The organism is Acinetobacter vivianii, from assembly GCF_014635885.1.
In the GTDB taxonomy this organism is placed as follows: Bacteria; Pseudomonadota; Gammaproteobacteria; order Pseudomonadales; family Moraxellaceae; genus Acinetobacter; species Acinetobacter vivianii.
In genome coordinates this window covers 245,921-260,676 of record NZ_BMDR01000003.1, presented here as the reverse complement: position 1 = coordinate 260,676, position 14,756 = coordinate 245,921, and the positions used below count along the sequence as shown (strand labels likewise).

Below are 14,756 nucleotides of genomic sequence, written 5' to 3'. Positions count from 1 at the left end.
TTTGAGATAGTGTAGAAAGAAACTTGAACTTAAAAAATTATAAGGAGTCCAACATGAGTGGACATCAAGGGCATGACCATAGTCATGCAGTCGTCACCGAAGGCAATGCCAAAAAACTCACGATTGCATTGGTGCTGACCACAACATTTTTGATTGTCGAATTTGTTGCAGGTTTAATCACACAAAGTTTGGCCCTGCTATCTGACGCAGCGCATATGTTTACCGATGCAGCAGCACTGGCCATTGCATTGGCAGCGATCCAGATCGCCAAACGCCCAGCAGACAATAAGCGGACCTTTGGTTATCAACGCTTTGAAATTCTGGCGGCACTGTTTAATGCTTCCATGCTGTTTTTTGTGGCGATGTATATTCTTTATGAAGCCTATCAGCGCTTTACCCAACCCCCTGAAATCCAGAGTCTGGGTATGTTGATTGTGGCTTCAATCGGTCTGGTGATTAACCTGATTTCGATGAAGATTTTAATGTCGAGTGCTTCTGAAAGCCTGAATATGAAAGGTGCCTATTTAGAAGTGTTGAGTGATGCTTTGGGTTCGGTCGGCGTCATTATTGGTGCAGTGATTATTTATTTCACCAACTGGTATTGGGTCGATACCATTATTGCTGTTGCGATTGGTTTCTGGGTCTTGCCAAGAACGTGGATCTTACTCAAACAGAGTATCAATATCCTGTTAGAAGGTGTACCAGAGGAAGTCGATGTCGAGAAACTACGTAATGATTTGCTGGCACTGGAAGGGGTGGAAAGTATTCACCAGTTAAAAGTCTGGGCGATTACCTCAAAGAATATTCATCTGACCGTACATTTGTTTGCACCGAATGCAGATCGTAATCAGCTATATCGTACTGCAACCGAGATGCTATCGCATGAACATGGTATTGCCGAGGTGACACTCCAAATCGAAGATGATGCAGAAATGAATTGCGAACATACGCATCAACATGCTGAGGAACATGGTCATTCACATCAGCATTAGGCTGATGTGAATATTAATGCTGTGACGCGCTATTAATTCTGCCATTCATGGTTGCAGTCACGGCATTTCCAATGCTTTTGCGCTTGCATAAAGGCTTGCATCGAAATTTTGAAATCTGGCAGATCACGCCAGAATAAAACCCCTGCAATCACACAAACTGCAAAAACCACAACCGTTGCGATTTGGAGGGTTTGTCCAGCACCATTACCGAAAATCCACATCCCAATGCTGATCAGCACCAAAAACAATAAGATAAAAATCGCAGGCACTAAAAGCACCAGACTTTTTGGCACATTCGGGCGCGGGCTGTTGGCACCCTGACTCGCAGGCATAATTTTCACGCTTTGGCATTTAGGGCAACGGTATTGCATAGAGGGTTCCTATTCTGTTTTGTCCATTTTAGCGAAATTTATGTAAAAGCAAAAATGCTGAGCGATTCAAATACATAACTTTACTTATTTGTGGTGCTGAGCCTTCGTGATGAGGATTGGGAATATTGGACTACAGCTCGTCTAAAGCTAGTCGCAAAAGCTTCGACAGTCATGTTAATTTGCTGGATGAGTTGGCTGAATAATGCGAAAGGATACGCATGTTACCCACCAAAATTTTAAAGTTACGCTTGTCCCGAATCCAGAAGGGAGCACAGCATCTTTCTACACAAGATAAGTTGATGCTGGTGACATCGGAAAGCCCAGATCTGAGCGCCAATTTTTTATTGCGGCTTTTTAAAATATCTTTGCCCAAACAATGGAAATTTCATCATGAAAATGATGAAGACATCCTCTATGCCTCACAGTTGATTCAGCTCATTGAAGACGAGTTTATTGCGGCTTATAGCGCTCACGCACGCAAATATGGCTGGTATGAGCAATGCTTGATGTATCAGCTGAATTTTGTCGTCCCACAACCAACCCAACAGCAAATCAATACTTATTTACGTCAGCTGGATCAATGTCTGGATCAGCCGCCGAAAATTGAGCTATTAAACTATTTTCAGCAGCATTATCCGTGCGCACCGCATGCCAATGCGCTTGCGAAGGCTTATGCAGGTGCAGGGCAATATACGCAGGCGATTGAGTATTTTGAATGGGCCGCAGCACAATCATCTCAATTTAATGAAGTGGCTTTTTATGCGTATATTCAATGTTTACTCAAGCGTAATCAGCCCGAATATCAATCTCAGGTCAGCGATATCGAATATGCGATTGATCTGTTGGTGCGATATCAGAAACCGATTGATCAAAAAGCATATCGTAACATCTTACAGCAGGCAGTCAGCCTACTCTTACCTGAATCCATTCTACAAACGCGGGCGACAGCAACCACTATGGTGGCTGATGTTGGGCGCAGCTTAAATGCTTTGGGAAAAACATTAAATGGCATATGGGGTGGGCGGGAATATCATCTACCTTTTAGTCGGGAGGTGATCGCCAGCGCACCACAGCTTTTAAGCGAACACAGCGTGTTGGCGGGTTTGGCTCAGGCGAAGACGATGCAGAATGCTTTACAACATTCTTTGGAAAAATCGTCTCATCTTATAGTTAGGCCGGACCCTTCATTACTCCAGTCCCTATGGCAAGGGATGCAACAGGAACCCACAATTCTGGAATTATTGGTAGAGCCTGCTCAATATGATCAATTGATAGAGAGGCTTCAGCAGAGCACACCGCAACGTAAGTATGAAACAAGTTCTGAACATATTCAGCTGATTCTGCAACACGGTTTGATGGCGTATTTAGGTGAAGTGCGTTTGGATAAACAGCATCCAGAACACGATGCATTATATGTCCAACGCGAACGTGTGGTGACTGAGATGACTGCTTTTGCAGATTGGTTTTATACGGAAATTCTATCGCCTTATCTTCAACAACAGAACCACCTGTTTAAACAGATCCATGCTTTATGTCTGCAATTAGATGAAACCGCATTAAGTAGTGGATTATTTGCATTACAGTTTGAGGTGCAGCAGCGAGTACAGGATCTTGCGAGCTGGATGCTGCCCAAATTGGAAAAGGGCAATACTTTTGAGCACATGCAGGTGGCTTGGGTGGCATTGCGAGAATTACCGAATTTTGAGCTGGCATCTGCCCAACAAAAAGTGCAACAGATTGAGCTGGCATTGGAACAGTATAAGCGTATTCGTTTAAGTCAAACTCAAATACTACAACCTGTTCAAGCCGCAGCGCCAATGAACCCAGAGGATGACTAAATCCATTTGGTCAGGAGATAAATCAGTGGCCGAAATAAATGAAATTGTGCAACAAAAATACGCAAATTGTCTTGTAGGGCATGATAATCTACAGAAAAACGTCGAATAAGTTCAGAAAGCAGATCGTTGCTCATAAGAAATGAGCCAGTAAGAAAGGGAAGAGGGAGAACATCTTGAATCGACAAGATGATAAAAAGGCGATGTTTGATATTATGCCAGCAGATACAGAGGTATCTGGTGTGAAACCATCATTATCACGTCGACTTATCAATAAGACCTTGCAACACGCACAAGATGCCGTTGAATTTGCCAGTGACACCTCACGCAATATCGCAGGTGTGGCGGATGCTGCTTTAGATGCGCTGGATCAGGTGACGCATCATACCAAGCGTGGTGTGGAAGGGATGCGCAATACGGTTCGAGATATGGTCTCAGAAACCAGTGAGGCTGCACGTCAGGTGGCTTTGGCGATGGCAAGAGCCTCATTGGGCAAAAGTAGTCTTACCTTATACTTGCCAGAAATGCTGCTGAATAACCAGATTCGCAAGCGCATGGATCGCTCAGAGATTGATGATATTAAAATTGAATGCGGCAATGACCGTTTTCATATTGAACTTGATGGACATTACCATCGGTTTTTATATCGGCTTTCACTCGAATTTAATGTCTTGGAATGCCGCATCGGACAAGAAAAATATTTACGCTTACGTCAGGTCGATGAACATCTTGATTTGCAGATCCGTCATGGTGGGACGCTCACCAACTGGGCGGCACGTCGTGTGGGCAATGCCAGTTTTGAACTGATTAATTCTTTACCGATTCCTTTTCTGATTAATCATCTGATTCGTGATGTCCCCGGGATTCAGAAAGAAGGTCATCGCCTGTGGTATATCGATCTGGAAGAGGCTGGCTTTATCGATTTCATTAATAACCGTTCGTGGATGGTCGATAAACTATTAAGTCTGACTGATTTTAGTATTTTGCCGGGTTTGAATATTTTGCAAGAAAGTCGTGAACTGGTACAGCAACTGGTTGATCAGTTTGAGATTCGCGGTTTACGCGTGCAATCGGGTCGTTTGGAAGTACAGGTCGGCATTGGCACAGATTAAGAAAGCAAAAGTAGAAAAGAAAAAAGCCACTGTCAATGCAGTGGCTTTTTAGAATTTGGCGTCCCTACGGGGATTCGAACCCCGGTTACCGCCGTGAAAGGGCGATGTCCTAGGCCTCTAGACGATAGGGACTTATCGGAGGAGATTTACTTACAGAATATGAAACATATCTCTTGTAAGCCTAAATTCTCAGCAAGATGATTTATCTTTGCCTTTCCTCGAATTTAGTGGCGTCCCTACGGGGATTCGAACCCCGGTTACCGCCGTGAAAGGGCGATGTCCTAGGCCTCTAGACGATAGGGACGTTTCAGAGGTGGGCGTATATTAGGTTGAATTGGGTGGGGTGTCAAACACTTTTCTCAAGAAAAATTAAAAAAACCAAACAAGTGTTTAAAAATAAAACATATCGAGGAATAAATAATCAAAAATAAGCAGTTAAGCTCAAAAATATGAAAAATAGAGTTTTTCCTTAGACATAGAAAATGCAGCCTGAGCTGCATTTTCTATGAGATCTGATTATTTGCGATTACGATAGAAAATGTAATGGCTCAAATAACATGCTGCAATAAACAGCAAACAACCAATAAAGCCTGCTTGCATCTCAGGGTCGGCTGCCATACTTAGCCCTGTAATGAAACAGAAGATAAAACCCAGGATCGGAACAATCGGGTAAAGCGGCGCAGCAAATTTTAAGTCTTTTGCGGTATGTCCTGCCTTGTACCATTGGCGTCTAAAGTTAAATTGACTCCAGCAGATACTCATCCACACAATCACCATAGTGAATGCAGCAACCCCGAGTAAATTCTTGAAGATTGTCTCAGGCGCAAAGTGTTCTGATAATAAACCTGGAATTGCACCAAACATGGTGACAACCAGTGCAATGATTGGCGTACCACTCTTTGACAATCGAGAGAAAACACTTGGCAACTGGCGCTGATCGGATAAAGACCACATCATGCGTGATGCAGCATACAGACCCGAGTTGGCAGCAGAAAGAAGCGCTGTGATAATTACAAAGCGGATAATGTCATCAGCATAAGGAATACCAATATAATTAAACACCGTAACGAACGGACTGCTACTCACACCTTCACCACCTAAGCCAGCAACCTGGAAAGGAAGAAGTGCGCTGATTACAATGATGGTACCCACAAAGAAAATCAATAAACGCCAGATGGCTGCATTGATTGCTTTTGGCACATTTTCAGCAGGATCCTTGGTTTCACCGGCAGCAACACCAATTAACTCTGTGCCTGAGAAGGCAAAGTTAACGATCAGCATGGTGGTGAAAATTGGAATTAAACCTTGCGGGAACCAGCCATGTGCAGTCAGGTTGTGGAATAGTGGGGCTGATTCATAGCCATGAAATGGAATCAGACCAAAAATTGCCAACAAACCGAGGATAATAAAGGCAATAACCGTGACCACTTTGACCAAGGCGAGCCAGAACTCGGACTCGGCAAACATACGGGTTGAGGTTAAATTTAGCCCCAAGATCGTGACGGCAAAAATAATGGTCCAGATCCACATGGAAATATGTGGAAACCATTCCTGCATCAGTAGGGCAGCAGCGGTAAATTCTGTACCTAAAGTTGCTGTCCATGTGAGCCAGTAAACCCACGAAACCATGTAACCTGTGCCTGGACCAATATATTTTTGAGCGTATGCACCAAAAGATCCAGCAACAGGCATATGTACTGCAAGTTCACCTAAACAGAGCATGACCATATAGGCAATCAGACCGCCTAGGATATAGGCAATAATTGCACCCACAGGTCCAGTTTGAGCGATAACTTCACCAGAACCTAAAAACAAGCCTGTACCAATCGCGCCACCTAAAGAAAGCATGACTAAATGGCGAGTGCTCATGGCACGCTTTAGCGTTTTTGGTTCTGAATTCGCATTTGAGTTGGAAGATTGCATACGACAATTTGTCCAAGCATAGAGAAGCGGCTATTTTATGTAAAATTCGAAAATGTGCAATCTGCTTGAGGCAAGATTGTGAGAAAAATATAATTATTAGAGTATAGAATATGGCGTCCCTACGGGGATTCGAACCCCGGTTACCGCCGTGAAAGGGCGATGTCCTAGGCCTCTAGACGATAGGGACAGATGAGGCAACACACGGATGACTTGAGCATAACTCTTGCTTTCGTTTCGTATTTCGAAACGATGGTGGAGCCAAGCAGGATCGAACTGCTGACCTCTACAATGCCATTGTAGCGCTCTACCAACTGAGCTATGACCCCAGAATGTGTGAGCGCAATATTAGGGGGAATGCGCCCACACGTCAATCATTAAACTGAATTAAGTCTCACTATTTGCATCATTTTTCGGCAATTTTAGTGATTCATTTAACTTTTCCCAAGCTTTCAGTTCTTTCTTGCTCGGTGCGCCCACAATTTCAAGTGCGTGACGTAAACGGGCAAAGGTCAAATCAGGGCCAAGTGTAACCATAGCTTGCATCACAGGCGTTGAACTGGTTGAACCGGCAATGGCGATAAAGAATGCAGGCATGAAGTCACGTAGTTTAACTTCCATCTGATTGGCAAGATCCATCAGTGTCTGGCTGACCGTGTCATTATTCCAAGTGAATTGGCTTTCTAAACGCCAGATCGCAAACTGTAGGCTTTGACGAACCTGTTCTTCCGTCAGTTTTTTGCTTTCGAACTGTTCTTTGCTGATTTGTGGCATATGGTTGAAATAGAAACCTGCCCAGTTCACTGCTTCAGAGAGTAGGTTGATACGCGGCTGAATGGCAGCTGCAATATCTTCAAGTGTTTGACGGTCGCTCTTCCATGTCAATAAACGGTCTAAAAGTTGTCCTGGTGTCAGGCCTTTAATCCACTGACCATTCAGCCAGTTAAGTTTTTCAACATCAAAGATTGGACCACCAAGAGAAACACGTTGCACGTCAAAATTCTCAATCATGTCCTGTAATGTAAAGATTTCGCGCTCATCCGGCATTGACCAGCCCATACGACCTAAATAGTTCAACAAGGCTTCTGGCAATACACCGATGTCACGATAGTAGTTGATTGAGGTTGGATTTTTACGTTTAGACAGTTTTGATTTATCTGGATTACGCAACAATGGCATATGGCACAGTGTTGGCATGTCCCAACCAAAATATTGGTAAAGCAACTGATGCTTAGGCGCAGACGGTAACCATTCTTCACCACGTAAGACATGAGTGATTTCCATTAAATGGTCATCTACCACGTTCGCAAGGTGATACGTTGGTAAGCCATCTGTTTTTAATAGCACTTGCATGTCGACTTGTGCCCATGGAATTTCGACTTCACCACGGAGTAAATCATTGATTTTGCAAATACCTTCTTCAGGTACTTTCATACGGATGACATGAGGTTCACCCGCAGCAAGACGGCGTTGCACTTCTTCTTCTGATAATTTTAAACCGCGACCGTCATATTTAGGTGTTTCGCCACGTGCCTGTTGTTCTGCACGCATTTGATCTAATTCTTCTGCTGTTGCGAAACAATAAAATGCATGGCCTTTTTCTACCAGCTCAAGCGCATATTGCTTATAAATTCCCATACGTTCTGACTGGCGGTAAGGTGCATGCGGGCCACCCACATCTGGGCCTTCAGACCAGTTCAGACCCAACCAGCGCAAAGAATCCAGAATCATTTTTTCAGATTCTGGTGTTGAGCGAAGTTGGTCCGTATCTTCAATACGTAAAATAAATTCGCCACCATGCTGCTTGGCAAAACATAGATTAAATAATGCGATATAAGCGGTACCTACATGTGGAAAACCTGTAGGAGAAGGGGCAATACGGGTACGGACTTTCATAAATTATCGGAGATTAAATTAAAATTGAAACTATTATAACGAAAAAGCCTAGTCACAACATGACTAGGCTTCATTTAAACATGTGAGGGGCACATATTTAAAAATTATGAGGTATGTGGCTGGAATATGGTTTGAACGAAACGTGAAAAACGCTCATGTTGACTGGCGAAAAAAGTCTGCGTTGGTGTAGTACGAATCGTATTTAACATTTTTAATTCGTCATCAGTTGAAGGCAGCATCGTTGTATTACGTTTTTGCTGATCAAGTGCTTTGACGATCAAGCTTGAAGATGATTTATCAAGCGTTTTTATGTTATTGCTTTCTTTAATTGCTGCTGCATGTCCAGCTTGAACAGAACATAGCAAAAATAAGCTTATATATGCTGTTTTCTTCAATTTTAATGTTGGCATCGCTAACATTCCCCTCTTGAATTTGAGTCTACAAGACTAACCAAACTACTATAGTATTGCTTTAATAATACGATTTAAACATAAATCTTAATAAAAAAGTAGAACTACGTCACACTTTTTACAAAAATATTAAAATTTGACACATCCTTATCTACATTTATAGCAATATGGCTACTTTGTATACAAGCGCAATTTAGCAAGCAAATGTGTAGAAAAAGTGGAGAATGATAATTTTTCTCATTTTAAAGGACAAGTCCTCATCCGCCTACTTTTAATCCAGTCAGTGGGTTTTGAACTTAGCTTAAAAACTGCAAAGTAATAAATTTATTGATATAACCGACTGATTGTAAATTATTTTTAAATAAATATAGTGGTTACAAATGGGGTGGACTGGATAAACAATAAATGAAAACAGTGATTGCAGCGGCATTGTTGGCCTTGGGTTTAAATGGGGTGGCACAAGCCGCAACGACTTTTTTAAACGTGTCTTATGATCCTACACGTGAATTTTATCAAGAATATAATCAGGCCTTTGGTCAATACTGGAAACAAAGAACAGGTCAGGAGGTTGATTTTAAACAGTCTCATGGCGGTTCAGGTAAACAAGCCCGCTCAGTCATTGATGGCTTGCAAGCCGATGTGGTGACTTTAGCACTGGCAAATGACATTGATGAAATTGCCAATGCTGGTTTAATCCGTAAAGACTGGCAAAAACAGTTTAAAGATAATTCTGCGCCTTATACTTCAACCGTAGTTTTCCTGGTACGTAAAGGTAATCCTAAAAATATTCGTGACTGGAATGATTTAACCAAAGATGGGGTAGAGATCATTACACCAAATCCGAAAACAGGTGGTGCGCCTCGCTGGATCTATTTGTCTGCTTGGGGCTATGCCTTGAAACAGCCGGGCGGTAATGATACCAAAGCACGGGAATTGGTGAAAAAACTTTATCAAAATGTCAAAGTTCTGGATTCAGGTGCGCGCGGTTCTCTCACGACATTTGCTGAGCGTGGGATTGGCGACGTGTTATTGTCTTGGGAAAATGAAGCTTTATTGGCAACACAAGGTTTAGGCAAAGATAAATTTGAAATCGTTTATCCTTCAATTTCCATTCTGGCAGAGCCTTCTGTAGCTATCGTGGATAAAACGGTAGATAAGAATGGCAACCGTCAATTGGCGCGAGGGTATTTAAATTTCCTTTACTCACCTTTAGGGCAGGAGTTGGCGGCAAAACATTATTTCCGTCCTCGTAATCCTCAGGTTGCGGCAAAATACGTAAAACAATTTCCAAAGATTAAATTATTCAATATAAATGATGTATTTGGTGGTTGGGCAAAAGCGCAAAAAACACATTTTGTAAATGGTGCGATTTTTGATCAGATTTATGCAGAAAAACCATAAATTTAATCTTCATTCAGATCAACATAAAAGATTGAAAAGCAAATACTGAAGGTGTTTGCTTTTTTATTGCATGAAAAATGACAAGAAAACGGTTTTATCTATGAAAAGTTAAGAATTCTCTACAAAAAGTCGTTTGGTGCTGGCGTAAAACAAGGTGATAATGTGCAGTTACATTTTCAGCTGTTGATCCAATTCTTATGTCGCATATTTCTGTCTTACTTCATGAAACCGTTGATGGCGTATTGGCAGGCCGCGATACTGGTATTTTTGTCGATGCGACCTTTGGTCGTGGGGGACATACCAAGCTTTTATTGTCAAAACTTGATCAAAATGCACGTGTTTATGCTTTTGATAAAGATCCTCAAGCTCTTGAAGTTGCAGCACAATTAGAACAAGAAGATCCGCGTTTTAAAATTATTCATGCCAGCTTCGCAGATATTCAGGCTGAACTCGCTCATATTGGTATTACCGAAGTCGACGGCATTATGGCTGACTTGGGGGTGTCATCACCGCAGCTTGACCAAGCCGAACGTGGTTTCAGTTTTATGCAAAACGGCCCACTGGATATGCGTATGGACAATTCGCAAGGCCCAACCGCTGCAGAATGGCTGCTGGATATCGAAGAAGAAAAACTCGCAAACATTATTTACCAATATGGTGAAGAACGTTATAGCCGCCGCATTGCCAAAGCCATTAAACTGGCAGGCGAAATGACAACAACAGCTCAACTGGCAGAAGTGGTTAAAACAGCACATCCAAAATGGGAAAAGCATAAGCATCCGGCAACGCGGACTTTTCAGGCCATTCGTATTGCAATTAACAAAGAACTCGACGATATCGAGACATTCTTGCCGCAAGCGGTTGCCTTGTTAAAACCAACCGCACAACTGGCCGTGATTAGCTTTCATTCGCTAGAAGACCGTTTAATCAAACAATTTATTCAAAAAGAATCGAGTTTGGCTGAAGATTCTGGTTGGGGCATGCCTCAAGCACAGGTTGATACTCGACGTTTAAAGAAAGTTTCTCGTACTCGTGCGAGTGAAGCAGAAGTAAAAGCAAATCCTCGTTCGCGTAGTGCGTGGCTACGTGTGGCTGAGCGTTTAGAGCAAAAAGGCTGAGAATGAACAACAAGAATGATGACGACGTTTTACCAAGCAGCAAAAAGGGACTGAAAAAAGTTGTTGTTTACGCTGTGCTCGTTGCATTGATATTTACCAGTGCAATGATGGTGGTGTTTCAAGTCTTTGAATATCGTCATGATTATCGTGACTTGAGCGCTTATATGCGTGAAAGAGATGATCTGAATGCAGAGTGGGGGCGTTTGCTGATTGAGCAACAAACCTTTGGTGCGACTGCCCAGATTGGTTCTCGGGCAGTGACACAACTCCGTATGTTCTCACCACCCGCTACGCAAACTGTAGTGATTTCTTTACCTATGACTTCAAAGCAAGATAAATAAGGCATGCTGTATGGCAGATAAGAGAAGCAAACCAATACGAAAAAAACAGCAGTCGATTTCTGAAAGACCAACACTTGCTTTGGACATGTGGCGATTTTATTTGCTTTGGGGCACGGTACTACTTTGCTTTGTCGTGTTGGTTGCACGTGCATTCTATGTTCAAGTGGTCAATAAAGACTTTTTACAAAATAAAGCCAATGCCAATATTTTGCGTACCGAACGTCTTGAGGCGATGCGTGGGGTGATCAGTGACCGCCACGGTGTGCCTTTGGCGATTAGTACCCCGATCATGAAAATCGTGATCGACCCACGAGATTATTGGGAAACCAAACAGCAGTTTGATGAAATTACTGCTGAACTAAAAAAAGACCCGAATAACCGTAAATTAAAGCGTCAATTGCCAGATAAAAACCTGAATCTGGACGAACTGGCAGATGTTGTTGGTGTTGATCGTGCCGATTTAAAGAAACAAATGCAGGCACGCCCACGTTCACGTTATCTGGTTTTACAAAAAGAAATTCCACCACAGCAAGCTGACCTGATTATTAAGCGTAACTTTCAGGGTGTTTATGCCGAAAAAAGTTATAAGCGTTACTATCCTCAACCTCAACCGAATGCACAGATTATTGGTTTGACCAATAGTGAAGGGGTGGGGATTGAAGGTCTGGAAATGCAGTTGAATAAACAGCTTTCTGGTGTCGATGGTGAGCAAAAAATCATTCGTGATAAAAAAGGGAATCGTCTTAAAGTTTCTGAAGTCATTAAAGAAGTTGAGTCTGGCGAAAATATCACGCTCAGTATCGACTCGCGTTTGCAATACATCATGTATCGCGAGCTTACGGCAGCTGGTGTTGCCAACAATGCACGTTCAGCAACAGCGATTGCGGTCGATGTTAAAACCGGTGAAATTCTGGCGATGACCAGTTGGCCATCTTATAACCCGAATGACAAAAATGGTCTCAACAACAAAGATGCAATGCGTAACCGCGGTGCGATTGATATGTTTGAGCCGGGTTCGACCATGAAACCGTTTACGGTGGCAGCGGCTTTGGAAAGTGGCAAATACACACCAAATACCATCGTCAATACTTCACCGGGTTCAATGCGTTTAGGCTGGCATACGATTCGTGATACGCATAACTATGGTGCTTTGACTGTATCTGGCGTCATTATTAAATCGTCAAACGTGGGTTCAGCCAAGATCGCGTTATCCCTACCTAAAGATACAGTACCTTCTTTCTTTAGACGCGCAGGTTTTGGACATCGTTCAGCCGTTAAATTCCCTGGTGAAAGTGCGGGTCTGCTCTATTCAGGTAGCAAGTTAAATCCATCGCAGTTGGGAACTATGGCCTACGGTTATGGTCTGAATGCAACCATTTTACAGGTGGCACAAGGCTATGCCATGTTGGCGAATCATGGTGTACAAATGCCATTGAGCTTGCGCAAACTGGACAAAGCGCCAGAAGGAACACAAGTTCTCGAACCGAAAATTGCTGATCAAGTACTTACCATGCTTGAGCAAGTGACCATGCCGGGCGGTACTGCGAAACAGGCGGTGATTCCGGGTTATCGCGTGGGCGGTAAAACAGGGACAGCACATAAATTACGTGCAGACCGTAAAGGCTACTCGAACAGTGAATATCGTGCTCTGTTTGCGGGTGTTGCGCCAATCAGTGATCCACGTCTGGCGATGATTGTTGTGGTTGAAAACCCGCAAGGTCGTTATTACGGTGGTCTGGTTGCTGCCCCAGTATTCGCTCGGATGATGCAGGAGTCGTTGCGTCTCCTCAATGTGCCTTTAGATAAGCCACTTGATACTTCTATAAAATCCAATCCGTAGGTAGATTATGTCGATTAGTTTTCAACAGATACATCCGATCAGCATAGATGCGGCTTGGTATAGTCAACCTTTTCAGGGCTTTTCTCTGGATAGCCGTAAGGTTGATAAGGGACAGATTTTTATTGCCTTGAGCAGTTATAGCCAACCAGAAAAAACACGCCAGTTTGCCCAGAATGCTTTAGATGCAGGTGCATTGGCAGTGATTAGTGAAATAGCTTTAGGCCTTGCTAATGAATGGGTTTGTCCTGATGTTCGCTATCAAATGGGCGAATGGCAAAAGCAGTATTTGCAGGCAGTTGATCCTGTGCAGCCCTTGCGTGGTATTGCGGTGACGGGAACCAATGGCAAAACCACGATTTCTCGTCTGATTGCAGAATTGATTAGCTCGCAAGGCAAAGGCTGTGCGGTCATGGGAACCACAGGCAACGGGATCTTACCTAACTTGACGCCATCAACGCACACCACTTTAGATGCGTTGCAGTTGCAACATGCGCTGCATGACTATGCCAAACAAGGCGCGAGTTTTGTTGCACTGGAAGCCAGTTCGCATGGTTTGGAACAAGGCCGTCTCAATGGCTGTGATCTTGAAATTGCGGTGTATAGCAATTTAAGCCGTGACCATCTGGATTATCACGGTACGCTAGAAGCCTATGCTGAAGCAAAAGCGTTGCTGTTCAAATTTACGACCTTAAAAGCTGTCGTTATTAATCTGGATGATGCACATGCACCGCTTATGTTGGATGCAGCAAAAGCCAATCCATCGCAACCTAAAATCCTCACCTATTCTTTGACGCAAACCTCTGCTGATTATCATATTGCTGATTTGCAATATCGTTTAAGTGGTGCGAGTTTTACGCTGATGAGCCCAACGGGTGCTTATTCGGTACAAAGCCCATTGCTGGGACATTTTAATGTCGAAAACTTATTGGCGAGTTTGATTGCAGCTGAATATGCAGGTTTTGCGCTAGCAGATCTAGTGCAATTTGTGCCGCAACTGAAAGGTGCGCCGGGTCGTATGCAGGTAATTCAGGATGCTGAGCGTCTATTTGTGGTGGATTATGCACACACACCGGATGCCTTGATTCAGGTACTGACCACATTGAAACGTCATGTCACTGGACAATTGTGGGCGGTATTTGGTTGTGGTGGAGATCGTGACCGTGGCAAGCGTCCACTCATGACTCAGGCCGCGCTTGACCATGCCAATCCGGTCATGCTGACTTCGGATAATCCGAGAACTGAAAATCCTGAACAGATTTTTGCTGACATGAAGCAGGGCATTGATTTTACTGCCCATGTGATGCATGAAATCCATGATCGTCGTGAAGCGATTAAGTTTGCTGTAGCGCAAGCCCAAGCGGGAGATATTGTGGTGATTGCGGGTAAAGGGCATGAAAATTATCAGGAAATCGATGGCGTGCGTCATTGGTTTGATGACGTGGTTGAAGTGCAATCTGCAATTGCTGCCCAGCCACATTCGGTACATTCTGCTTATCCTGCGCAATAGGGTGAAAAAAGGT

The 14,756-nt window shown here is 43.4% G+C and carries 11 protein-coding genes, 4 tRNA genes and 1 pseudogene; 8 read left to right on the top strand and 8 right to left on the bottom strand.

Features of this window, described 5'->3' with window-relative positions; all coding sequences use genetic code 11:
* The first annotated feature begins 53 nt into the window (after nt 1–53).
* Complete coding sequence (locus tag IEV36_RS07800; RefSeq protein ID WP_005260015.1) at nt 54–992, top strand: cation diffusion facilitator family transporter; 939 nt, start codon at nt 54–56, stop codon at nt 990–992.
* 32 nt (nt 993–1,024) lie between these two features.
* On the opposite strand, the gene IEV36_RS07795 is transcribed toward IEV36_RS07800, so the two are convergent.
* The gene (locus tag IEV36_RS07795; RefSeq protein ID WP_005260013.1) at nt 1,025–1,363 is read right to left on the bottom strand and encodes a zinc-ribbon domain-containing protein; all 339 of its coding nucleotides are present in this window, start codon (nt 1,361–1,363) and stop codon (nt 1,025–1,027) included.
* Nucleotides 1,364–1,581: 218 nt separating this feature from the next.
* Here IEV36_RS07795 and IEV36_RS07790 point away from each other — a divergent pair, with 218 nt between their 5' ends.
* Both IEV36_RS07790 and IEV36_RS07785 read left to right on the top strand, forming a co-directional pair.
* Nucleotides 1,582–3,201 (top strand): hypothetical protein, encoded by a 1,620-nt coding sequence (locus IEV36_RS07790; protein ID WP_005260011.1) that lies wholly within the window; start codon nt 1,582–1,584, stop codon nt 3,199–3,201.
* A 173-nt stretch (nt 3,202–3,374) separates the two neighbouring features.
* The gene (locus IEV36_RS07785) at nt 3,375–4,310 is read left to right on the top strand and encodes a hypothetical protein (RefSeq protein WP_005260009.1); all 936 of its coding nucleotides are present in this window, start codon (nt 3,375–3,377) and stop codon (nt 4,308–4,310) included.
* Nucleotides 4,311–4,366: 56 nt separating this feature from the next.
* On the opposite strand, the gene IEV36_RS07780 is transcribed toward IEV36_RS07785, so the two are convergent.
* The 7 genes from IEV36_RS07780 to IEV36_RS07750 form a co-directional block, all read right to left on the bottom strand.
* Nucleotides 4,367–4,442 (bottom strand) — tRNA-Glu (locus IEV36_RS07780).
* A 96-nt stretch (nt 4,443–4,538) separates the two neighbouring features.
* Nucleotides 4,539–4,614 (bottom strand) — tRNA-Glu (locus IEV36_RS07775).
* A 212-nt stretch (nt 4,615–4,826) separates the two neighbouring features.
* Nucleotides 4,827–6,233: an amino acid permease gene (locus tag IEV36_RS07770; RefSeq protein WP_005260007.1), complete on the bottom strand. Its 1,407-nt coding sequence runs from the start codon at nt 6,231–6,233 to the stop codon at nt 4,827–4,829.
* A gap of 111 nt (nt 6,234–6,344) precedes the next feature.
* Nucleotides 6,345–6,420: transfer RNA gene (locus tag IEV36_RS07765), tRNA-Glu, on the bottom strand.
* 63 nt (nt 6,421–6,483) lie between these two features.
* Nucleotides 6,484–6,559: transfer RNA gene (locus IEV36_RS07760), tRNA-Ala, on the bottom strand.
* Between the two features lie 58 nt (nt 6,560–6,617).
* Nucleotides 6,618–8,126, bottom strand: coding sequence for a glutamate--tRNA ligase (gene gltX, locus IEV36_RS07755; protein WP_005260005.1), 1,509 nt, complete (start codon nt 8,124–8,126; stop codon nt 6,618–6,620).
* A 104-nt stretch (nt 8,127–8,230) separates the two neighbouring features.
* Nucleotides 8,231–8,536, bottom strand: a complete 306-nt coding sequence (locus IEV36_RS07750; protein WP_004776077.1) for a hypothetical protein — start codon at nt 8,534–8,536, stop codon at nt 8,231–8,233.
* 405 nt (nt 8,537–8,941) lie between these two features.
* On the opposite strand from IEV36_RS07750, the gene IEV36_RS07745 reads away from it, so the two are divergent.
* The 5 genes and pseudogenes from IEV36_RS07745 (at nt 8,942) to IEV36_RS07725 (ending at nt 14,743) form a co-directional block, all read left to right on the top strand.
* Entirely contained in the window at nt 8,942–9,937 is a 996-nt protein-coding gene (locus IEV36_RS07745) for a sulfate ABC transporter substrate-binding protein (protein WP_005260003.1), read from the top strand.
* A gap of 197 nt (nt 9,938–10,134) precedes the next feature.
* Nucleotides 10,135–11,055, top strand: a complete 921-nt coding sequence (gene rsmH, locus IEV36_RS07740) for a 16S rRNA (cytosine(1402)-N(4))-methyltransferase RsmH (RefSeq protein ID WP_005260001.1) — start codon at nt 10,135–10,137, stop codon at nt 11,053–11,055.
* A gap of 2 nt (nt 11,056–11,057) precedes the next feature.
* The gene (gene ftsL / locus IEV36_RS07735; RefSeq protein ID WP_004776072.1) at nt 11,058–11,396 is read left to right on the top strand and encodes a cell division protein FtsL; all 339 of its coding nucleotides are present in this window, start codon (nt 11,058–11,060) and stop codon (nt 11,394–11,396) included.
* Nucleotides 11,397–11,406: 10 nt separating this feature from the next.
* Nucleotides 11,407–13,240 (top strand): annotated as a pseudogene (ftsI, locus tag IEV36_RS07730) (penicillin-binding protein PBP3).
* 3 nt (nt 13,241–13,243) lie between these two features.
* Nucleotides 13,244–14,743 carry a UDP-N-acetylmuramoyl-L-alanyl-D-glutamate--2,6-diaminopimelate ligase gene (locus tag IEV36_RS07725; protein ID WP_005260000.1) on the top strand — a complete coding sequence of 500 codons (1,500 nt, stop codon included), beginning with the start codon at nt 13,244–13,246 and terminating at the stop codon, nt 14,741–14,743.
* Nucleotides 14,744–14,756: the final 13 nt, after the last annotated feature.

Excerpts from the sequence above, each read along its gene's own strand:
- IEV36_RS07800 (WP_005260015.1), top strand. The coding sequence starts at position 54 with ATGAGTGGACATCAAGGGCATGACCATAGTCATGCAGTCGTCACCGAA.
- IEV36_RS07795 (WP_005260013.1), bottom strand. The coding sequence starts at position 1,363 with ATGCAATACCGTTGCCCTAAATGCCAAAGCGTGAAAATTATGCCTGCG.
- IEV36_RS07790 (WP_005260011.1), top strand. The coding sequence starts at position 1,582 with ATGTTACCCACCAAAATTTTAAAGTTACGCTTGTCCCGAATCCAGAAG.
- IEV36_RS07770 (WP_005260007.1), bottom strand. The coding sequence starts at position 6,233 with ATGCAATCTTCCAACTCAAATGCGAATTCAGAACCAAAAACGCTAAAG.
- gltX (WP_005260005.1), bottom strand. The coding sequence starts at position 8,126 with ATGAAAGTCCGTACCCGTATTGCCCCTTCTCCTACAGGTTTTCCACAT.
- IEV36_RS07750 (WP_004776077.1), bottom strand. The coding sequence starts at position 8,536 with ATGCCAACATTAAAATTGAAGAAAACAGCATATATAAGCTTATTTTTG.
- IEV36_RS07745 (WP_005260003.1), top strand. The coding sequence starts at position 8,942 with ATGAAAACAGTGATTGCAGCGGCATTGTTGGCCTTGGGTTTAAATGGG.
- rsmH (WP_005260001.1), top strand. The coding sequence starts at position 10,135 with ATGTCGCATATTTCTGTCTTACTTCATGAAACCGTTGATGGCGTATTG.
- ftsL (WP_004776072.1), top strand. The coding sequence starts at position 11,058 with ATGAACAACAAGAATGATGACGACGTTTTACCAAGCAGCAAAAAGGGA.
- IEV36_RS07725 (WP_005260000.1), top strand. The coding sequence starts at position 13,244 with ATGTCGATTAGTTTTCAACAGATACATCCGATCAGCATAGATGCGGCT.